This window comes from Paenimyroides tangerinum (genome assembly GCF_003865405.1).
GTDB classification, from domain to species: domain Bacteria; phylum Bacteroidota; class Bacteroidia; order Flavobacteriales; family Flavobacteriaceae; genus Flavobacterium; species Flavobacterium tangerinum.
Map to the genome: position 1 here is coordinate 37,546 of NZ_RQVQ01000018.1, position 20,754 is coordinate 58,299.

Annotated in this window: 18 protein-coding genes; 11 read left to right on the forward strand and 7 right to left on the reverse strand. The window is 28.0% G+C overall.

Annotated elements, in window-relative coordinates:
- Window positions 1-19 precede the first annotated feature (19 nt).
- From EG240_RS09365 to EG240_RS09380, 4 genes are all read left to right on the forward strand, one after another.
- The gene (locus EG240_RS09365) at window positions 20-634 is read left to right on the forward strand and encodes a hypothetical protein (RefSeq protein WP_125019133.1); all 615 of its coding nucleotides are present in this window, start codon (window positions 20-22) and stop codon (window positions 632-634) included.
- 148 nt (window positions 635-782) lie between these two features.
- On the forward strand, window positions 783-1,142 hold the full coding sequence (locus EG240_RS09370) for a hypothetical protein (protein WP_125019134.1): 360 nt from the start codon (window positions 783-785) through the stop codon (window positions 1,140-1,142).
- Window positions 1,143-1,328: 186 nt separating this feature from the next.
- Window positions 1,329-1,865, forward strand: coding sequence for a hypothetical protein (locus EG240_RS09375; RefSeq protein WP_125019135.1), 537 nt, complete (start codon window positions 1,329-1,331; stop codon window positions 1,863-1,865).
- Window positions 1,866-2,123: 258 nt separating this feature from the next.
- A complete protein-coding gene (locus tag EG240_RS09380; RefSeq protein WP_125019136.1) occupies window positions 2,124-2,660 on the forward strand; it encodes a hypothetical protein in 537 nt (178 codons plus the stop codon).
- 55 nt (window positions 2,661-2,715) lie between these two features.
- Here the strand turns inward: EG240_RS09380 and EG240_RS09385 are convergent, their stop codons facing one another.
- The 3 genes from EG240_RS09385 to EG240_RS09395 all read right to left on the reverse strand — a co-directional run bounded on the left by EG240_RS09385 (window position 2,716) and on the right by EG240_RS09395 (window position 6,399).
- Entirely contained in the window at window positions 2,716-3,309 is a 594-nt protein-coding gene (locus EG240_RS09385) for an NDR1/HIN1-like protein (RefSeq protein ID WP_125019137.1), read from the reverse strand.
- Window positions 3,310-3,348: 39 nt separating this feature from the next.
- A complete protein-coding gene (gene kdsB, locus EG240_RS09390) occupies window positions 3,349-4,083 on the reverse strand; it encodes a 3-deoxy-manno-octulosonate cytidylyltransferase (RefSeq protein ID WP_125019138.1) in 735 nt (244 codons plus the stop codon).
- Window positions 4,084-4,971: 888 nt separating this feature from the next.
- Window positions 4,972-6,399, reverse strand: a complete 1,428-nt coding sequence (locus EG240_RS09395) for an ATP-dependent DNA helicase (RefSeq protein ID WP_125019139.1) — start codon at window positions 6,397-6,399, stop codon at window positions 4,972-4,974.
- Between the two features lie 101 nt (window positions 6,400-6,500).
- Here EG240_RS09395 and EG240_RS09400 point away from each other — a divergent pair, with 101 nt between their 5' ends.
- From EG240_RS09400 to EG240_RS09410, 3 genes are read left to right on the forward strand one after another with little or no spacing between them, the layout of a single operon-like run.
- Window positions 6,501-7,292, forward strand: coding sequence for a DUF3822 family protein (locus EG240_RS09400; RefSeq protein ID WP_125019140.1), 792 nt, complete (start codon window positions 6,501-6,503; stop codon window positions 7,290-7,292).
- Window positions 7,289-7,864 carry a 16S rRNA (guanine(966)-N(2))-methyltransferase RsmD gene (gene rsmD, locus EG240_RS09405; RefSeq protein WP_125019141.1) on the forward strand — a complete coding sequence of 192 codons (576 nt, stop codon included), beginning with the start codon at window positions 7,289-7,291 and terminating at the stop codon, window positions 7,862-7,864. Before EG240_RS09400 ends, rsmD begins: the two co-directional genes overlap by 4 nt.
- A 10-nt stretch (window positions 7,865-7,874) precedes the next feature.
- On the forward strand, window positions 7,875-8,267 hold the full coding sequence (locus EG240_RS09410; protein ID WP_125019142.1) for a DUF1801 domain-containing protein: 393 nt from the start codon (window positions 7,875-7,877) through the stop codon (window positions 8,265-8,267).
- Window positions 8,268-8,303: 36 nt separating this feature from the next.
- Here the strand turns inward: EG240_RS09410 and EG240_RS09415 are convergent, their stop codons facing one another.
- Both EG240_RS09415 and EG240_RS09420 read right to left on the reverse strand, forming a co-directional pair.
- Window positions 8,304-9,500: an NAD(P)-dependent oxidoreductase gene (locus EG240_RS09415; RefSeq protein ID WP_125019143.1), complete on the reverse strand. Its 1,197-nt coding sequence runs from the start codon at window positions 9,498-9,500 to the stop codon at window positions 8,304-8,306.
- Between the two features lie 413 nt (window positions 9,501-9,913).
- On the reverse strand, window positions 9,914-10,657 hold the full coding sequence (locus EG240_RS09420) for a thioredoxin domain-containing protein (protein WP_125019144.1): 744 nt from the start codon (window positions 10,655-10,657) through the stop codon (window positions 9,914-9,916).
- Between the two features lie 123 nt (window positions 10,658-10,780).
- On the opposite strand from EG240_RS09420, the gene EG240_RS09425 reads away from it, so the two are divergent.
- The 3 genes from EG240_RS09425 to EG240_RS09435 all read left to right on the forward strand — a co-directional run bounded on the left by EG240_RS09425 (window position 10,781) and on the right by EG240_RS09435 (window position 14,765).
- The gene (locus tag EG240_RS09425) at window positions 10,781-12,361 is read left to right on the forward strand and encodes a glycoside hydrolase family 10 protein (protein ID WP_125019145.1); all 1,581 of its coding nucleotides are present in this window, start codon (window positions 10,781-10,783) and stop codon (window positions 12,359-12,361) included.
- A 231-nt stretch (window positions 12,362-12,592) separates the two neighbouring features.
- Complete coding sequence (locus EG240_RS09430; protein ID WP_125019146.1) at window positions 12,593-14,017, forward strand: glycosyltransferase; 1,425 nt, start codon at window positions 12,593-12,595, stop codon at window positions 14,015-14,017.
- Window positions 14,018-14,402: 385 nt separating this feature from the next.
- Entirely contained in the window at window positions 14,403-14,765 is a 363-nt protein-coding gene (locus tag EG240_RS09435) for a DUF2200 domain-containing protein (RefSeq protein WP_125019147.1), read from the forward strand.
- 31 nt (window positions 14,766-14,796) lie between these two features.
- Here EG240_RS09435 and EG240_RS09440 read toward each other — a convergent pair whose 3' ends face one another.
- Both EG240_RS09440 and EG240_RS09445 read right to left on the reverse strand, forming a co-directional pair.
- The gene (locus EG240_RS09440) at window positions 14,797-15,117 is read right to left on the reverse strand and encodes a hypothetical protein (protein ID WP_125019148.1); all 321 of its coding nucleotides are present in this window, start codon (window positions 15,115-15,117) and stop codon (window positions 14,797-14,799) included.
- Window positions 15,117-19,577, reverse strand: a complete 4,461-nt coding sequence (locus tag EG240_RS09445; RefSeq protein WP_235830363.1) for a translocation/assembly module TamB domain-containing protein — start codon at window positions 19,575-19,577, stop codon at window positions 15,117-15,119. Before EG240_RS09445 ends, EG240_RS09440 begins: the two co-directional genes overlap by 1 nt.
- A gap of 153 nt (window positions 19,578-19,730) precedes the next feature.
- Here EG240_RS09445 and tsaD point away from each other — a divergent pair, with 153 nt between their 5' ends.
- On the forward strand, window positions 19,731-20,753 hold the full coding sequence (gene tsaD / locus EG240_RS09450) for a tRNA (adenosine(37)-N6)-threonylcarbamoyltransferase complex transferase subunit TsaD (RefSeq protein WP_125019150.1): 1,023 nt from the start codon (window positions 19,731-19,733) through the stop codon (window positions 20,751-20,753).
- The last annotated feature ends 1 nt before the right edge of the window (window position 20,754 follow it).

Here is a 20,754-nt window from a genome sequence, read left to right on the forward strand (position 1 = left end):
CCAATTTAAAACTTTATAAATGAAACAAATAAATCTCATATCGATTTTATTTTTGGTTAGTTTTTCTGTTTTCGGACAAGAAAAATTAATCAAAGATTTAGATTTTGATGGAATAGATGATTCTGTTTATTATGACGAAAATTCATATACCGTTATATGTAAACTTTCAACACAAAAATTTAAACCAATTGTTAATGATTTAATTGAAACTTATGGAAATGGAATTTATGTTACTGATGCAAAAAATGGTTTTTATATAAATATAAGCTGGATGCGATCAGGAATTAGTAGTCAATTCAGATACAACAAAAAGACAAAAAAAATGCAATTGATTGGTATGAGTCGTTATGAATTTGGAAATGCTGCAAACGATGGCTCAGGCGAATCCAGTGTAAATTTATTGACTGGAGAATATATTGGAAATTGGAATTTTTATGATCATTTAGCAAATAATGAAGAAGGTGAATTGATTAAAATTCCAACAATTAAAACCAAAATGAAATTCATTGAAATCAATTTAGAAGATTTTAGTGATGGAACTTTCTTTGATTTTTCAGATCGTTGTTCAACTCTTTATTATAAAGAGAAAGAACGCATTCTAAAAGAACAAGAGCATAATATAAATGAAGAATAATTAATTTTAAAAAAAAGCTATGGAAACATTTTTTTTCTTTTTGTAAGATAAACAACGTTTTAAATTTTTATTAAAATGTATTTTAATTTCAATTCCCATTTTTGCAGTAGTAATCATAGGTGTTAACTACTATGAAGATTCTCAGGCATTGAATGGAACACCAAATAGTGAAGGTGGATTCAATTATTATTATAAAGGTGATGGAACTGAAAAAATCCCAGAAATAATCTTAAATAAAATATCTATTTATCCAAATTGTACAACAACTTCAATCAACATTACTAAAGATGCTAATAATGATTTACAAGGAAATTTATATTTTTTTACAAACGACGATTTTGAGAAAGTAAAGAATTTTTATAAATCTAAAACTATTGAAATTATATATGAATCTAATTCAAATTTGAGATTTAAAATCAACAATGAAGAAATAACTATTACTAGTGAAAACATTTACGACGGCGACCCAATTCAAAATCAAAACAAATTTAAAATATACTTCTCTTAATTATAATCATTTTTATAAATCAGAATAATTTTCATATAATTATCTAATTGCAAGAAAAAAAAACTATCTTATTTTAGATACATTATTTTTTTGCTAAATATCCATGAAATCAGGGATTTTTTCATAAACAAATATTAAGTAGTTTTATTTCACAGAAAAAGAAAATACTTAAATAAAAAAAACGTTATGAAAGACTCAATTCTATTAAAAGAAAATATTAAAGATAAAATCATAGAAAATTTTTCAGAGATTAAAAATCAAAGTAGAAGTCACAGATTGTATAATTTTATATTAAACAGAATAGATGATTCTAATTTATTGTTTTTACCTGTTTCTGGAACCTTAAAGAATTTGAAAGATAAAATTGAAGATAATAATTATAATTATCCTGCATTTTGGACTGCAAATGAAATGAATCTCACTTGTGAAAATCTTGAACCTTTAAAACAAGATATACTTCAAAAGTTGAATCTTTTAAGTCCAAAAGAAATTGATTTACTTTTGATTGAAAGCTTAAAGGAATTAAAACAAGACGATTTATTTATAAATGAAATTCCTGAATTTTCTGTTTATATTCAGAATGCAGAAAATAATATCGAAATAGATGAATATAGTTTTAAAATTATCAATGGAAATATGTATTGGAATCAATTCAAAAATAGAAAACTGAATAACAATATTTCTTTAACAAATTTATTAGTTGAAAAATATAATCTTCGTTAATTTTCAATTAAAAAAGACACAAAGTTTCAATCAAAGCCTTTTATTTATAAAACACTTGAAATCAAATTATTACAAGTTTTAACGTTAATATTTTTCTTAAAATATTCAAATTACTAGATAAATAATCTAAAATAAAACATATATAATTAAAATAAAACTAAATTTTCTATATAAAATATTTTTTTTAACAAATAAAATATGTTATTTTTATTTTAAACAAAAAAGAAATGTAAATAATTTTTTAAAATAAAATCGCCCATGGAAACTACATTGACTTTAAAAGAAAGTATTAAAGAAAAAATCAGGGATAACTTTTTTGAAATTAAAAAACAAAGTGGTTATTATAGATTGTACACTTTTATACTAAACAGAGTAAACAATTTCAATACAATTTATTTACCTGTTTCTGGAACATTAAAGAATTTAAAAGACAAATTTGAAAAAAAATCAGTTCATTATCCAGCATTTTGGTCAGCAACTGAAATGAATCTTTCTTCTAACGAACACGCCCCAATGGAGAAAGAAATGGCTTATGAACTAAATTCATTAACAAAAGAAGAACTAGATTTATTGCTAATTGAATGTTTGAAAGAATTGAAAAAAGATGGTTTGTTTGAGAATGAGATTCCAGAATTTTCGATTTACATCCAAGATGATGAAAACAATAAAGAAATAGAGGAATATAGTTTTAAAATGATTAACGGTAAATCGTATTGGAAACATTTCAAAAAAAGAAAAACAAATTCAGAAAAATCACTAACCAACTTATTACTTGACAAATATCATCTACGTTAGAAAAAAACACCATGAAAAACAAAAGCCTTTCCGTTAATTGGAAAGGCTTTTAAAATTATTTAAACAATATATCTCTACTTAATTGCTTATCAATGCTGATGTATCCGGGATATTTAATTTTTTGACCTGCAACGGTTAAAGTTGGTTTTACTTTTATAGTAAAATTTGCTTTAGATGAATTATCACCAAGTAAAAAATTCAATAAAGCTTTATCATTTCCGAAAATCATATTATAAACTTCTCCTTTAATCTGAATTGGCACAACTGAAGTTTCTTTTGATGGAACAGAAATTTGTTGATTCACGGTTCCGTTTGCTAATTCTTTATTTTCAAAAAGTATGATGTAATCAAATTCGTCAATGGAAGCTTTTGAATCAGTCGGATTTGTGATTTCTAAATTAATTATTGCGTCCAACGGTATATTTTTCTGTAAAGCTGCAATAGCAATTCCAGGTAAACTGCCCAAATCTAGATTTCCGTTTTTAGCGATTTTCTCTAAAGGAGTTCCAGCAATGGTCATTTCTTGGATTGATTTAATCTGAAATTTACATTTTGCTAAAGATTCCAATTCGGTTTTTGTGTCTTTAATTCCACAACTATTCAGAATAAAAACAGTTGCTAAAAGTATTAAACTAAGTATTTTTTTCATTATAATTTTTGTTTCAAATGTACGATTAGAAGATAAATTCTACATCGATGTTAGCATTTTTTTAGCTTTTTCTAAATCTTCAGGTGTATCAATTCCGATTGAACCTTTGTCTGTTTCAATCATTTTGATACGTTTTCCGTATTCTAAATAACGTAATTGTTCTAATTTTTCCGAAGCTTCTAAACTTTTCATCGGAAGTTTATAAAAATCCATCAAAGCAGATTTTCTGAAAGCATAAATTCCGATGTGCTTCATATATCGAACCCCAACGTTTTCTTCTCTTGGAAACGGAATCACAGAACGAGAAAAATAAAGTGCGAAATTATGATAATCAACCACCACTTTTACGTTATTCGGATTATCGATTTCTTCTTTATCAGTAATTTGATACATCACAGAGCCTAAATCAATTTTATTTTCTACGTCAGCTTTAAAAGCATTAACCAAACTTTCTAAAGCTTCTTTATTGATAAAAGGCTCATCTCCTTGAACATTTACCACAACATCAACATCCATATTTTCAACAGCTTCAGCAATTCGGTCGCTTCCACTTTCATGTTCTTTGATGCTCATAATGACCTTTCCCCCATTCGATTCGATTTCTTTAAAAATAATTTCCGAATCGGTAACTACAAAAACATCATCAAAAAGTTGGGTGTTTTTTGCAGCTTCATAAGTTCTTAAAATAACCGTTTTTCCACCTAAATCTTGCATAAGTTTAGCAGGAAAACGAGTTGACGCATAACGCGCAGGTATTACAGCTATTATTTTCATTTGTTTTATTTTTTTCTATTATTAGATTGAAAAATTGAAAGATTGAAAAATTGAAAGATTGAAAAATTGAAAGATTGAAAAATTGAAAGATTGAAAAATTGAAAGATTGAAAAATTGAAAGATTAAAAAATTGAAAGATTGAAAAATTGAAAGATTGAAAAATTGAAAGATTGAAAAATTGAAAGATTGAAAAATTGAAAGATTGAAAAATTGAAAGATTGAAAAATTGAAAGATTGAAAAATTGAAAGATTGAAAAATTGAAAGATTGAAAAATTGAAAGATTGAAAAATTGAAAGATTGAAAAATTGAAAGATTGAAAAATTGAAAGATTGAAAAATTGAAAGATTGAAAAATTGAAAGATTGAAAAATTGAAAGATTGAAAAATTGAAAGATTGAAAAATTGAAAGATTGAAAAATTGAAAGATTGAAAAATTGAAAGATTGAAAAATTGAAAGATTGAAAAATTGAAAGATTGAAAAATTGAAAGATTGAAAAATTGAAAGATTGAAAAATTGAAAGATTGAAAAATTGAAAGATTGAAAAATTGAAAGATTGAAAAATTGAAAGATTAAAAATAATCATTAAATCTTAAATCATTAAATATTAAATCCTTAAACCTTTAAACCTTAAATCATTAAATATTAAATCATTGAATCATTAAACCTTAAATCATTAAATCTTAAATCATTGAATCATTGAATCATTGAATCATTGAATCATTGAATCATTGAATCATTGAATCATTGAACCTTAAACCTTCAACCTTAAACCTTCAACCTTAAACCTTCAACCTTAAACCTTAAACCTTAAACCTTAAACCTTAAACCTTAAATCATTAAACCTTGAATCTTTAAACCTTGAATCTTTAAACCTTAAATCATTAAAATCAATTCTCAAAAAAATCATCTTTAAATCCGATTAAATATAATTTTTCTTTAGCACGAGTCATCGCAGTATATAACCAACGAATATATTCTTTTGAAATTCCATCTGGCAAATAAGGTTGTTCAATAAAAATCGTGTTCCATTGTCCGCCTTGCGATTTATGACAAGTTACTGCATAAGCGAACTTGATTTGTAATGCATTAAAATATTCGTTTTCTTTTACTTTACTTAGTTTTCTATATTGTGAAATTTCATCTTGATAATCCAATAAAACTTCTTGGTACAAACGATTGGTTTCTTCATAAGATAAAGATGCTGATTCTGAATTTAAAGTATCTAAAAATACAATCGTATCAAAGGGTTTTAAATCAGGATAATCAATCATTCGAACTTTTACGGAAGCAAATCGGAAACCATACAATTCAATGATTTTATAAATCTGTTGAATTTCAAGAATATCACCATTTGCAATAAAATCAGTTGTGGTTTGTTGGTCTTTCAGCCAAAAATAATTATTCTTTACAACCATTACATAATCTCCGGGAGAAATTTCGCTTTCGTTATCTAAAATTCTCAATCGAATTTGTTGATTGTATTGATTTGCTCTTTTATTAGAACGAACAATAAATGCCGTTTCTTCAGTTCCGTTTTTTTGATATGCATCTTGAATCGCATCTAAAATTTCATAACCATCTTCAAGACGAACAATATCTTTAAACGGTTTGATATTAAACTGAAATGTATCAAAAAAATGTGAATCTAAAAGTTCTCGTAAATTTGTGGCATTATATAAAATTCCCGAATCTAATTCTTGACGCATCACTTCATCTAATTCGATATGTGAAACATTCATATTAAAATTCAAACTCATTTTATCAATATCCAAAGCTGGACTGATTTCCATATGAACTGGCGGAAGCTGTGCTGTATCTCCTACCAAAATCATTTTACAATTTACACCAGAATATACATAATACATCAAATCGTCAAGTAACGAACCGTGCGTGTACATATTGGTTTCGTTTGCCATATCAGAAATCATTGAAGATTCATCGACAATAAAAATGGTATTTTTGAACTTATTGGCTTGCATTGTAAAACCAACTCCAGTAGTTTTATTTTTTTTGGGATAATAAATTCGTTTATGAATTGTGAACGCAGGTTGATTTGAATAATTAGAAATTACTTTTGCAGCTCGACCAGTTGGAGCCAACATCACATATTTTTTATTAACGTGCTTTAGCTGATTTACCAAATTAGATAGTAAAGTTGTTTTACCTGTTCCTGCATAACCTTTTAAAATAAAAAGTTCATCTTGTTTATCATTGGTAACAAAATCAGCTATTTTATCTAAAAATATATCCTGTTTTAATGTTGTTTCGAACGGAAATTGTTCTTTTAAAATTCGGTAAAACTCAGTTCGCGTCATATCTTTCAAAAAGTAAAAACAAAGATAAGATGTATTTCATTGATTTAAGAAATTATCGATAAATAATTGTAAATTTGCTTTGAATTGAATCGTATCAAAATATGACAAACACCAAATACAATAAATTAATCATTCAGGTTTCGTTACAAAATTTTACGTTTTGTGTTAAAAATCAAGTTACTGACGAAATTACGTATTTCAAAAGTTTACCAATCAATTCATTGGCTTCATTAGAAAATCAGTTGGAAACAATTTTCAACCAAAATGAAATGTTACATATAACTTATGATGATGTTTTGGTTTTGCACGATAATAATTTGAATACGTTCGTTCCAGACGCCTATTTTGATGAACAAAATTTAGGAAGTTATCTTCAATATAATACCAAAGTTTTCGCTACAGATTTTTTCACTCATGATGATTTGGAACTTCAGAAAATGAAAAATGTTTATGTACCGTATGTAGCTTATAATAATTTTTTTATTGACCAATTTGGTGAGTTTACTTACAAACATATTAATACTACTTTGGTAGAATTTGCTCTGAACGAAACCAAAAATCAAGAAGATGTAATTGTTCACGCACATATTAGCAAAGACCTTTTTGAATTGGTAATTAGTCAAAAAGGAAATCTTCTTTTATTCAATAGTTTTGAAATTCAAACACCTGAAGATTTTATATATTATATCTTATTTTCGTACGAGCAATTAAAATTAAATCCAGAGAAAACACCAATTCAATTATTTGGAACAATTGAGAAAAACGATTCTTATTTCGATATCGTTTACAATTACATTCGAAACGTAAACATCTGCGATGCAAAAGTCAAAACCATTTCTTTTGATAATCAAACAAACGACTTACAAAACCATTTTATTTTAATACATTCATGAGAATTATTTCAGGAAAATATAAAGGACGAAGAATAACGGCTCCAAAAAAATTACCCGTTCGTCCAACCACAGATTTGAGTAAAGAATCTTTATTTAACATCTTAAATCACCAATTTAATTTTAGTGAATTAAACGTTTTAGATTTATTTTCAGGAACAGGAAACATCAGTTATGAATTTGCTTCACGCGGATCATCATCGATTACTTCTGTTGATGGCGATTTAGGTTGTGTTGCATTTATTAAAAAAACCGCTCAAGAATTTGATATGGATATCACGGCTATCAAATCGGATGTATTTAAATTCTTAGAACGTAGCAAAGCCAAGTTTGATGTTATTTTTGCTGATCCACCTTATGATATGAGTCAAGAAGATTTTGAACGAATCGTAACTTTAATCTTTGAAAATGATTTATTAGATGAACAAGGTTTACTTATTATAGAACATTCGCCACATACAAAAATGGATCATTTAGAACATTTTTCATCGAACAGAAAATACGGATCTTCAATATTCTCTTTTTATGAATATGAACAAGTTGAAACTGATGAAGAAGACGAAGATGATGAATAAACTCTTATAAATGAATTTCGAAATTGAAAATTACATTCTAACGCAAACTGAAAACGATCAAAAAATTTGCGCTTTACTTATGCAAACTATTTGCAATGTATTAACAATGGCTGAATCTAAAATTTGGCATAAACACCCCGTTTGGTTTTTAGACGGTAATCCAATTGTTGGATTTAGCAAACAAAAAAACGGAATTCGATTAATGTTTTGGAGTGGAATTGATTTTGATGAATCTGAATTAAATGTTCAAGGCAAGAAATTCAAAGATGCTTCAATATTTTATAATAAACTTGAAGAAATTAAAGTAACCGATTTAAATCGTTGGTTAGAAAAATCAATTGAAATTCAATGGGATTATAAAAACATTGTAAAAAGAAAAGGTATTCTTCTGAAAATAGAATAAAAAAGCTCGAATTTCTTCGAGCTTTTTTGATATCATTTATTTTATATAATCTTCTAAATAAGAAAAACGTTCGGTTAATTTACCGTTTGTGCAAATTGTTGCGCGTTTCAGAATTTCATCTTTATCTCCATTAAAGAAAGCTGGAATTACAGATTCTAAAAACATTTCTCCAAATCCTTCACTTGCATCTTTTGGAAGCTCACAAGGTAAATTATCAACAGCCATAACCGTAATTGCAGCCGGATGATCCAAAGAAACTTCTTTATCTTCACGTGCATAATATCCATAAAATGGTTCTTCGATTGTTGAACTTCTCAAAGTCGAATCAATTGGACCTAAAATATCACAAGAAATATCACCGATTACTTTAACTTGATTCAAAGGCGCATTCAACATTTCTTTAGTTAGGATTTTTGGAGATCCATCTTTATAAAAATGTCCAGCCAAAACAATATCTGCAACTTGAGAAAATTTCTCAAAATCAGATTCGTAATCATTTGGATTTGCAATAAAATCATCTTTTGTTGCAGGTTTCCCATCAATACGACGGTAATAATCTTCAACATCCAACTGAACATAAACAGGCTCATCAAAATCCTTAGTCAAGAACGATTGAATATCTACTTGTTTATATCCAACATCATCAAGTAATTCTTTTGCTCCCATTCCCACTTTACCTGTTCCTGTCAAAGCAATTTTTAGTGGTGGCATGAAAGGTTTTTGTAAACGTGCAATTAAATCTTGTTTACTACCTAACTTTTCTGCTTTTGCAAGACTAAATAATTCGTATTTGATACCGAAGGCTCTCATTGTATTATAAGCTCCAACAATTCCAGCATATCTTCCAAAACCAATCAAACGGATATTATTTTTATCTACTAAAGTCTCATGATCAATTAAAGTTATGTTTTTTTCGATACAAGCTTGCAATAATTTTTTATTATAAGGTTGCTTCTTAATTGTATGAGAAAAGAAAAAATATGTTTTATTAGGAATTAATTGCTCAACTGGAACTTCTTTTACTCCAAAAAGCACATCGCAATTTGATATATCGCTTAAAATCTCAAAACCAGCTTCTTTATAACTTTCGTCAGAAAAAACTCTAATATCAGACGATTCAACAAAAAGTTCAGCTTCGTTAAATGTTGTTTTGAATTTTTGTAATGCGTTTGGCGAAAAGACAACACGTTTATCAGCAGGGATTTTTCCTTCTTTAATTATTCCAAATTTCATATTAAGATTCTTGATTAGGATTAATCTATTTTTAAAAATAGACTTGCCAAATATACAATTCGTAAAAATGAAATACAATTTTTTTTAAGAATAGTTATTTCTCAAGACAAGAGGTTTATTTTTATTGAATATGTTTTAATTTCTTAAAAATTAAACAATATAATAATAAATTTAAATTTTAACATTTTTATTATAAAATACTTTGTTATAATTTGTAATTTAGAAATTATTAATATTTAAATCATGCAAAATGGGAGATAATTTTAAAAATAACCGATACGAAGGAATTGCGATGTTATTTGTGTTATTTATTGCTTTTTTGATATACATAAGTTTCTAAAAAACATCTTATATGGAATTAAAATCAACACAATAAAAAGTACTCAAAAAAATAGTTTTTGAGTACTTTTTATTCATTTATTCAATTTAGCAACAATACCTTTTTCATCAATAAAACCTGTGTGTTCCCAAACAACATTTCCTTTTTTATAAAGCTTTAAAGCTGGTAATCCAGAAACTTTTAATGTTTTAGCTAAACTTGCATTTTCATCAACATCAATTTTCAAAACGATTACACGATCTTTATAATCTTTTTCGATTTTATCAATATAAGGTTTCATTTTTTTACAAGGTGCACACCAAACCGCATTAAAATCAACCAAAACCAATTTGTCCGAATTGATTAATTTATTATAAGTATCCAAAGTCATTCCATTCGAATCACTTTTGATTCCAACTTCAGGTAAACTTTGAGCGCGCCATGCCATAATTCCACCATTAAGTTCTAAAACATTTGTATATCCTTTTTCTCGCATTGCAGTTGCAGCTTGATTACTTCTTCCACCACTTAAACAATAAACCAAAATAGTCTGATTTTTATCAATTGCTTCTAATTGCGTTTGAAATTCAGAACCTTTCCAATCTAAATTTAATGCATTTTCTAAATGACCTTTTGAAAATTCTTCAGTTGTTCTAACATCGATTAAAACGGCAGAAGTATTATTTTTAATTAGAGAGTCAAATTCATTTGCAGAATATAGAATCTTAGTTTCAGTAGCTATTATTTGATCATTCTCTACTTTTGGAGTTTCTTTTTTTGAACTATTGCAACTACAAAAGGCAATTACAACAAATAAAACGATTGTTTTTCTAAACATTATAAATAATTTTTATATACTTCAAAAGTAAGAAAAGGAAATAGATTAAAAAAAATCAAAACAAAATTTAAAAAGAGTTTATATAATGCTTGTAACTTAGTATTTTTGAAGATATTTTTAGCAATGAAATCATATATATTTAAAATATCATCTTTACTAGGTATTATCGTACTTTCAGCAGTTTCATGTTCAGTTCAGAAAACCGAAATTAAACTTGATTCAGAAAAAATTAGCGATCACGATTACTACATTCGAAATCCAAAGGAACTAAATGTAGAAGAATTTTCTAATTACAAAGTTCAATTACCAGAAACAAACCGTGAATTTAGAGGAGTTTGGATTGCTACAGTTGCTAACATTAATTGGCCTTCAAAAAAAAATCTGACTGTTTTTGAACAAAAAACAGAAGCTATAAAATTACTTGATCTGCTTGATGAAATGAATTTCAATGCTGTGATTCTTCAAGTTCGTCCATCGGCAGATGCGTTATACCAAAGTAAATTTGAACCATGGTCGTATTTTTTAACAGGAGAAATTGGTAAAACTCCAGCTCCTTTTTATGATCCTTTACAATTTTGGATTGATGAAGCTCATAAAAGAGGAATGGAATTACATGTTTGGTTAAATCCATATCGAGCACATCATTCAAATGGTGGAAAAGTTACAAAAGAAGCAATGCCAAACAAAATGCCAAATGAAATTGTTCGATTAAAAAATGGAATGTATTGGTTTGATCCTTCAAATAAAAAAACTCAAGATCACGTTTCGAATGTTGTTACTGACATCGTAAAACGATACGACATTGATGGCGTTCATTTTGACGATTATTTTTATCCATACGCTTCTTACAATGGAGGTGCAGATTTTCCTGATCAAAAAACTTGGAATGAATACATAAATTCTGGTGGTTTATTAAAAAAAGCAGATTGGAGAAGACATAATGTAAATGTATTTATCGAACGCATTTATAAAGAAATAAAAACAGAAAAAAGACATGTGAAATTTGGAATTAGTCCGTTTGGAATTTGGAAATCAGGTTATCCTGAAGGAACTGTTGGCTTATCTCAATATGACGAACTTTATGCAGATGCAAAACTTTGGTTAAACAACGGTTGGATTGATTATTTTACACCGCAATTATATTGGCCAATTGATTCGAAAAGACAAAGTTTCGCTAAATTATTGAAATGGTGGAAAGACGAAAATACTAAGAATCGTCATTTATGGCCGGGATTAAACACAGTTGAAGTAAATGCAAAAGATCGATCAGTTGAAATATCGAATCAAATCAATTTAACGAAAGAAATTGTTCCAGAAAGTGCTGGAGTTGTTCATTACAGTATGGCTGGATTAACTAAAAATCCTTCGTTAATGAAAAATTTGAAAGAAAATGTCTATAAAGAAAAAGCTTTAGTTCCAGCTTCGGGTTGGTTACAATCTGAATACATTTATAAACCTTCGATTAATATTAATAAAAATAAAGAAAGTGTAGCTGTCGATTGGTCTATAAAAAATCCAAAAATAGTAACCAAATGGGTTTTATATAAACGTTTTGGAGATGATTGGGAAATGGAAATTTTAAAATCACATCAAAATTCATCAAATATAGAAAACTACAAAAACGGAAAAAAACTAAATACGGTTGCGATTCGTGCAATTGATCGCTTAGGAAACGAAAGCGAATATGACGCAAAATCAATCTAATTTAAATTTAAAAAACTCTTTATTCATGACGTTCTGAACTTCATTAATAAAGAGTTTTTTTATCAATTCCCCTAAAAATTACTCGTTTTGATGACAATCGCAACACAATTCTACAAATGTTAAAAAACACAACACCTTATAAAACAACAACTTAAAATAAGGAACAACTTTTGAAATTTGATAAGTGAGAAAAACTCACAAATTAGTCAATCTTATCAAAATATATTTCAAATGTTAGAAAATGTTCATTACAATGAAAGTTCTAAATCGGAAAGCTCAAAACTGTCAAGTAAATTTAATGCTTCATTATTTTCAAAAATAGATAGAAGCAATTTTAGATCGAAAGATTATTTTGTTTTTTCGATTACAGCCTTCACAATCTTAGTTAGTCTCTTTTTGATTTACTATTTACAGCACGATTTTGAGGAGTTACATCTATCTAGAACTAAAACTATTTGGGGGCAACTCTTACTTGGTTTATCTTATTTATTATTGATATATCAAATCATTTTTATTTTTTATATCATTTATAAATTTTCAAAATACAAAGCTATAGAATCGGTTTCTGATTCTGAATTACCAACTTGTACAGTAATTGTTCCAGCTTATAATGAAGGAAAACTAGTATTAGACACATTAAGAAGTTTGGTTGCAAACGATTATCCAAAAGAAAAGCTTCAAATCAAGGCCATTGACGATGGTTCAAAAGATGATACTTGGAAATGGATGCTTGAAGCTAAAAAAGAATTAGGAAATCGTATTGAAATTTTTCAACAACCCAAAAATATGGGAAAACGACATGCACTTTACCATGGTTTCACAACTGGAACAGGTGATGTTTTTGTGACAGTTGATAGTGATTCGATTGTAAAGCAAGATACTTTAAGAAATTTAGTTTCACCTTTTGTTACAAATAAAAACTGTGGAGCTGTTGGTGGAAATGTTCGTGTATTGAACAAGAAACAAGGATTGATACCAAAGATGTTAAACGTAACCTTTGTTTTTAGTTTTGAATTTATTCGATCTGCACAGAGCGTTTCGGGATCGGTACTTTGCACGCCTGGAGCTTTAGCCGCATATAAAAGAAGTGCTGTTCTAAATTGTTTAGAAGATTGGATCAATCAAACATTTATGGGAAAATCATCTGACATTGGAGAAGATCGTGCCTTAACAAACATGATTTTAAAACAAGGTTTACACGTACTTTTTCAAAAAAATTCTTTTGTTTATACCAATAGTCCAGAAAGCTATCAACAATTGAACAAAATGTTTATCCGTTGGGAAAGAAGTAATGTGAGAGAAAATATTGAAATGACAAAATTTGCATTTTCAAATTTCAGAAAAGAACAAAAATTTGATGCGCGATTTTTACTAATCAATCAATGGATCAAAGTGATTCTGTCAATTCCATTTACATTATTAATGTTCTATTTAATCATTTCTAATCCGATCTTATTTTTAAGTTCAACTTTTTTTGGAATTTTCATTTTCTCTACTGTTCAAGTGATTTTATATTCAAAAAGATATAATTTCTTAGAATCATTATGGTTTTATACTTATAGTATTTTTTACACGTTTACACTATTTTGGATTACACCTTATTCTATTCTAACAGTAGGAAAAAAAGGCTGGTTAACACGTGAAATAAACAATTAAAACTTATGAAAAAGAGTTGAAATCTGCATTCGTTTTTATTTACTCTGAAAAGCTGTTTATTAATTTAGACAGCTTTTTTATTTAAAAAAACACCAATGAGAAATGATATATTAAATCTGCATGTAAAAGTATTATATTAGTTAAATAATTATTTGTTGTGTACTATAATTAAAGTGTCAAAATATCAAAAAAAACAGTTAGTTTTCAAATACAATTCAGGTAATATTAATACTTAAAACCCTCTTAATAAGTATTAAAGAAAAGTTTATTTTAATCAATTAGCCCGAGACTAAACCTCGTGAAATTCTTTCGATTAAATTAAAATTCTTTAGTTGATATTATTAAATTTGATAATTAACTATTATATCATAAAAAAATATTATTTATGACAACAACACAAGAACATGATGCGAAAATAGCAAAGTTGGTATTTGCTTCAGTATATCCTCATTATTTAAAAAAAATAGAAACAAAGGGTAGAACGGTAACTGAATTACATCAAGTAATTGAATGGTTAACAGGTTTTGATGAAAACTCACTTCAACAATTAATTGATGAAAAAGTTAATTTTCAGATTTTTTTTGAACGTGCAAACTTAAACACGAATGCTCATTTAATTAAAGGCATTATATGTGGTTATCGTATTGAAGATATTGAAACACCTTTAACAAAACAAGCTCGATATTTAGATAAATTAATAGATGAGCTAGCTAAAGGCAAATCGATGGATAAAATATTTCGGAAATAATAAAGTCAGAACTTTCGTTCTGACTTTATTATTATGATAGTTGAATATTAGCATTCAATCCTTTTAATTTTTGAATAAAATCTTCTTTTAAATGTTCGATTTCATACGTTCCTTTTTTATCACCACTCGATACGATTAAACCTTTTTCAGTTCGTGTAACTGTATCAATTAAATCGATATTTATAAACAAAACATCATAAATTTCTTTTGGTTTAGCAGGATAAAAAACCATTCTTTTATTGGTTAACATTAAATCGCCTTCTTCATTTTTTTCATCTTTTACATTGGCGATAAAAATTGCTTTTTCATCTGGTTGGAAGCTATTTTGAAAAGCTTCGAATATATGTTCCATTATTTTTCTTTATTTATTGGTGGCTCTTCATTATCACTTTGTTCATCTCTCCTATTTTCTTGAAACTTTAAGAAATCAACTCCATAATCATCATCTGGAATTTGCTCATCCGTTTTCTTTTTATTTTGCTCGATGGCTTTTTCTTTAGCACGTTTATCAGCACGAATCATTATTTTTTGAATTAATTCTTTGAATGTATCGAAACCAACTTCATAGGTAATACCAACACCTTGAGTATATCCGATTCCTTCTCCAATATAATTAATATCATTCTCGCGATTGAAAACTCGACCACGTAAAGTACCGTCTTCATTTAACAACAATTGAATTTCAACATCACCAATAATTACATTATCTTCAGCTCCACCAACTGGAACACCAAGTTTTCCATTTACAAAAACACGATCACTTATTTGAGTTTGAAGCGTTACACCTACTCGAGCGGCATCATCATCTGCTAATGGATTACGTGCACTTTGAGAATAGGTCATCCCTATTTTAACTTTACTATCTTCATCAGAAAATAAATCATCAAATAAACTACTTGCACGTTCAAATAAACTACCATAAACTACAGATGTATCAGAACTTGCACTAATAAAACTACCAGTTGCTAACAATGCAAATGCTTGAGTTTCTCGAGTATCTTTATCAGATAATTTATATTCTAATTCAGACTTAATAGTTGAACTCACATTTGGAAAATTAATCTCAAAATCAATATTCGGATTAGAAAGATTACCTGTCAACACAATGGCAACCTCAGTATCTACTTTTCTATTAATTGCAGAGTTTTCAACTATAATTGCCGGATTTGCTTGTGTTTTATAAATGGCACTTAAATCTAAAGCTGCGTTTAATGGATCGCCATCCCAACGAATTGTACCGTATTTTTTAACAGTAAACTTTTTATCAATTACCAATCCATATTTATAGTTATAATAACCTTCATAAACTTGGAAATCACCCCACATATTAAAACTTCCCAACGTATTAATTTGCATGGTTATAAAACCTACTCCTTTACCTTTCATTGCATGACCAGTTGCAGGATCAAGAATAACTTCAATCTCAGCTTCTGGTGTTATTTCAAATTCAAAATCTAATTGAATTCCACCAAATTGATTGACATTATTCGTTTCTACAATTCCCAATTCACGATTACGTTTTTCTTCTGGAGAAAGGAAATGTATAAAGTTATTATCTCCAACTCCGCCAGAATCACCTAATGGAATTTTTATATTGGTTCCTTTTTCAGATTTTGCTTCAATTTTGATTTGTAAAGCTTCTGCAGGACCAACAATTGTTGCGAAACCATCAATAAATGCAGTTCCATAATATGGAGTTCCTTCAATATATTTAGTATCTAAAGCTAACAAATTATTAGAACTTAAGCGTACATTCAAATTCCAATCTTGGAAAGCTTTATGCGCAATTGTACCATTTACAATACCTTTCGTTTGGTATTTTGAATCAATAATATTTGCATTTCGTAAGATAAATTTTGATTCAGTAACATCTAAAGTTGTATTTTCTTCAAACAAATAATCAACACCAGTAAAAACTGGGCGCATTCCCGAATTTTTTAAATACAAACGTCCGTCAATCGCTGGTTTTTTATGCGTGCCTTTAACAGCAATTCTTCCAGAAGCATCGCCTCGAACATCAGCCATAATACTTGATAATAACGGAGCAATTGACTTTAAATTGAAATCGACAAAACCAGCTTCTAAATCTAAAACACTAGCATTCTTTTGAACATTAATATTTCCATTTAGGAAGAAACTTTCAATGTCATCATTTTCGATAGTTGAATTAACTTTAAAATTACGCAATGATTCATCTCCTTTAACATCAAAACTGAATAATCCTAAAAGAATATCATTCACAGTTAAATCATCTATGGTTAAATGTGAAGTTGGTTTAAAGATTTTATTTTCTTGGATAAATGATATGTTTCCGTTTACTAAACCTGCAAAACTTAAATTATTTAAATCAGGAGTAACCTTTGCTAAATCAACTTTATCAAAAGTCAAATTTATATCTTTATAGGTTGAATCACGCATTACTCCGTTTAAACGTACCAATTGTTCGTTATGAGAAAGTGAGATTTCTTCAACATTAAAATCTGTTAACTTTTTATTGAAAACAATTCTATTTGATGCATCATCATCTTCATTCAAATACCATAATGAATTCTTGAAATTCACTTCTGATTTTTGTAAACCAACAATTGACTTATTTCCTTCATCAATTGTGTAATACAAGTTTAGATTGTAATAATCTTTAGCTTCTTTTCCACCTTTAAACTCAGTACGAGCAAATAAAGTATCGTTCTGTGTAATATTGATAAAATTAAATTCAGTTATATCGTAATTCGGAATTTGAATGGAATCAATAGTTATATAAGTATTAAATAATGGATTCTTGTTATCGACAGTAACGTCAATTTTTTTCAAAGAATTTTGAGCGAGTTTTACATAAGGTGAATTTAAATTGAATTTAAAATCACCGTCATCAGCATTAATATTTCCCTGAACCTTGGTATTTTCACTAATTTCAATATTAGGAACAAATATTTCTATAATTTTACTATTAATATCAAAATCGAATTCCATAAACTGACCTTCAGCCAATTTATTAGGTTTATAATTTGTGTAAATACTTCCTAAAGCATTTTCGATAATGTCTTTTACTTGTTTTAATTGATATTTTCCACGTACATAGCCATCAAGAATATCAGGGGAATTCATTTCAATAGTTCGAACTCCTTCTTCATCAAAAGATGATTTTAATTCGAAATTATCGAAGAAAAATTGTTCTTCTGAGTTTTGATAAAATGCATTTTCAACATGAAGACTTCCAGCAAAATCATCGATAGAATTCCCTGTTGCATTTAAAACAATATTTCCTTTGAATTCTGAAATTGAATCTTTTACAAATTTTAATGCATGAAGATTGATGTGTTCAACATCTAATTTGAAATCAACAGCTTTTGTTTTTGAACTAAAATCAATATTTCCGTCAAAATCTATTAAAGCATTTACATCTTTACTTATTAACGAACCTTGATATTGCGGCCATTTTAAGTTACCGTCAATTTCAATATCTTTAAAATTATAATTATTAAAAACGAAAGAATGAATTGCACCACTTACGTTCGTATCCAAACTTTCAGCATCAAAACCTTTTCCGTCAACGATTAGGTTTAAGCTTGTAGCTCCAATATTTGATTGTGAAATTAAGTTTCCGATATTGAAATTATCTAAATTAATTTCACCGTAATATGTTGCTAATTTTGGCTTATTCAATTGCTGCATCGAAAGTATAGCTGTTGCTTTTCCTAGATTAGAAATTGCATTAAAATCGGCATCTAAAGTGAAATTCGAATATTGTATTGAACCATTTAAATCAATCATTCCAAGTGTTGATAATTGAGTCGGAAGTGATTTACCTAAAACATTTGGCAATAATGAAACTGCATTTTCACGAGAAATATACAATCTCTCTAATTGTGAAAAAATTTTAAATTCTTTTGTTTTGTCAAGAAGATTTGTAAAATCAAATGAACCACGGATTTGAGAATTTAAATCATCAGTTAAATTGGTATTTGATAAAGTAAATTTATTTAGCGTTCCTTTTAATTTGGTTTTTAGATATAGTTTTTTGTTTTTACCAAATTCATTATAGAAATTTTGAAGTTCATTTGTAGCTAAAATGGATTTTTCAATATCAATATCAAGATTTACTTTATCGACGAAATATTTTAAATCACCTTCTGCATAATTCATTTTGATCGAACCTTTCAATTGAGAATCTTTTGTTTCAAGATTTAAATTAGCAATATCCATCGATGTTTTAGTCATCGAAAAATCAGTTTTTAAATCTTTAACATGAAAACCATGATGATCATCAAAATTTAGCTTTGTGATATTAGCCGAAATATTTGGTCCTTTGATTAATAGATTATCTAAAGATCCATTTAAATTAGTAAAATCGAGTGTTTTCGGATTTTTATTATTATCATCAGTTATACTAAAGCTTCCATTTTCAACTTCGATATGATTTATTTTCATTAAAAACTTACCAGAACCAGGCTTTCCATCATCAATTACAGCAATAAATTTATCAAGATTTGAGATTGTATCGCCTTTGTAAGTATGAATATGAAAATCTAATTTTTCGACTTTAGTAGAACCAAAAAAAAGTTGCCCGTTGATTAATTTATTAAAATCTAAGATATTTGTATGCAGTTTTCCAATTTTCCCAAGTGTATTTTCATGATCGTCTTTAACAGAAACATTTTTAAGGATAACATTTCCGTCAATTCGGAGAGCAACCATTCCAATTGAAGTGTTCATATTAAACTCTTCGTTTATCTTTTTTGAAGCATATTGAGCAATTGCAGTTTGAACCACAGGTGTAGTCAAAGCTACTGATATAGCAAAAATTAGCAACAAAAGTACCAAGAGAATTCGAAATAGTATTTTAATAAATTTTTTGATAGTTGTAATTGTTTTAAATTTGCTTCGGAAATTCAGTTTTTGAATAAACAAAAATATGGAATTTCAGATAAATTCTGCTATGAAAGTACAGTAAACTTTCTTTAAAAAATGAAAAATAAAGATATATATATTCTAGCTATCGAAAGCTCTTGTGATGATACAGGAGCCGCTGTTTTAAAAGATAATAATGTGATTTCAAATGTAGTTGCTCGTCAAGATATTCATGAGCAATATGGCGGTGTAATTCCAGAACTTGCTTCAAGAGCACATCAGCAAAATATCGTTCCGACGATAGATGTAGCCTTAAAAAAAGCAAACATTACCAAAGAACAACTTTCTGCAATTGCATTTACGCAAGGTCCAGGTTTAATGGGTTCGTTACTTGTTGGCGGTTCTTTTGCTAAATCATTATCAATGGCATTAGATATTCCGTTAATCGCCGTAAATCACATGCACGCTCACATTTTAGCACATTTTATTAACGAAGAAGGTTTTGACAAACCTAGTTTTCCATTTTTAGCTTTGACAATTAGTGGCGGCCATACGCAAATTGTAAAGGTAAATTCATTTTTTGATTTAGAAATCCTTGGAGAAACAACAGATGATGCAGTTGGTGAAGCTTTTGATAAAACAGCTAAAATTCTAGGTTTTCCATATCCTGGAGGTCCATTAATTGATAAATTTGCAAAAGAAGGTAATCCGAAAGCTTATGCATTTACAAAACCGAAAGTTCCAGGTTTGAACTTCAGTTTTAGTGGATTAAAAACGCAAATTATGTATTTCATTCAAAAGAACATGGCAGAAAATCCAAATTTTATTGAAGAAAACAAGGCTGATATTTGTGCTTCAGTTCAGTTTACAATCATTAATATTTTGATGGATAAATTAAAAATGGCTGTAAATGAAACGGGTATTAAACAAATTGCTATTGGTGGTGGAGTTTCTGCAAATTCAGGAATTCGTCAAACCTTAAAAGAAGCTGAATCAAAATATGGATGGAAAACCTATATCCCAAAATTTGAATATACAACAGACAATGCTGCCATGATTGGAATAGTCGGTTATCATAAATTTTTAGAAAATCATTTTAGCGACAGTTCAACTGTTTCTAAAGCAAGAATTGAGTTTTAAT

Coding starts and splice junctions, on each gene's coding strand:
- EG240_RS09395 (WP_125019139.1), bottom strand. CDS start 6,399: ATGACGCGAACTGAGTTTTACCGAATTTTAAAAGAACAATTTCCGTTC.
- EG240_RS09400 (WP_125019140.1), top strand. CDS start 6,501: ATGACAAACACCAAATACAATAAATTAATCATTCAGGTTTCGTTACAA.
- tsaD (WP_125019150.1), top strand. CDS start 19,731: ATGAAAAATAAAGATATATATATTCTAGCTATCGAAAGCTCTTGTGAT.
- EG240_RS09430 (WP_125019146.1), top strand. CDS start 12,593: ATGTTAGAAAATGTTCATTACAATGAAAGTTCTAAATCGGAAAGCTCA.
- EG240_RS09375 (WP_125019135.1), top strand. CDS start 1,329: ATGAAAGACTCAATTCTATTAAAAGAAAATATTAAAGATAAAATCATA.
- kdsB (WP_125019138.1), bottom strand. CDS start 4,083: ATGAAAATAATAGCTGTAATACCTGCGCGTTATGCGTCAACTCGTTTT.
- EG240_RS09415 (WP_125019143.1), bottom strand. CDS start 9,500: ATGAAATTTGGAATAATTAAAGAAGGAAAAATCCCTGCTGATAAACGT.
- EG240_RS09435 (WP_125019147.1), top strand. CDS start 14,403: ATGACAACAACACAAGAACATGATGCGAAAATAGCAAAGTTGGTATTT.
- EG240_RS09410 (WP_125019142.1), top strand. CDS start 7,875: ATGAATTTCGAAATTGAAAATTACATTCTAACGCAAACTGAAAACGAT.
- EG240_RS09420 (WP_125019144.1), bottom strand. CDS start 10,657: ATGTTTAGAAAAACAATCGTTTTATTTGTTGTAATTGCCTTTTGTAGT.
- EG240_RS09365 (WP_125019133.1), top strand. CDS start 20: ATGAAACAAATAAATCTCATATCGATTTTATTTTTGGTTAGTTTTTCT.
- EG240_RS09380 (WP_125019136.1), top strand. CDS start 2,124: ATGGAAACTACATTGACTTTAAAAGAAAGTATTAAAGAAAAAATCAGG.
- EG240_RS09440 (WP_125019148.1), bottom strand. CDS start 15,117: ATGGAACATATATTCGAAGCTTTTCAAAATAGCTTCCAACCAGATGAA.
- rsmD (WP_125019141.1), top strand. CDS start 7,289: ATGAGAATTATTTCAGGAAAATATAAAGGACGAAGAATAACGGCTCCA.
- EG240_RS09425 (WP_125019145.1), top strand. CDS start 10,781: ATGAAATCATATATATTTAAAATATCATCTTTACTAGGTATTATCGTA.
- EG240_RS09385 (WP_125019137.1), bottom strand. CDS start 3,309: ATGAAAAAAATACTTAGTTTAATACTTTTAGCAACTGTTTTTATTCTG.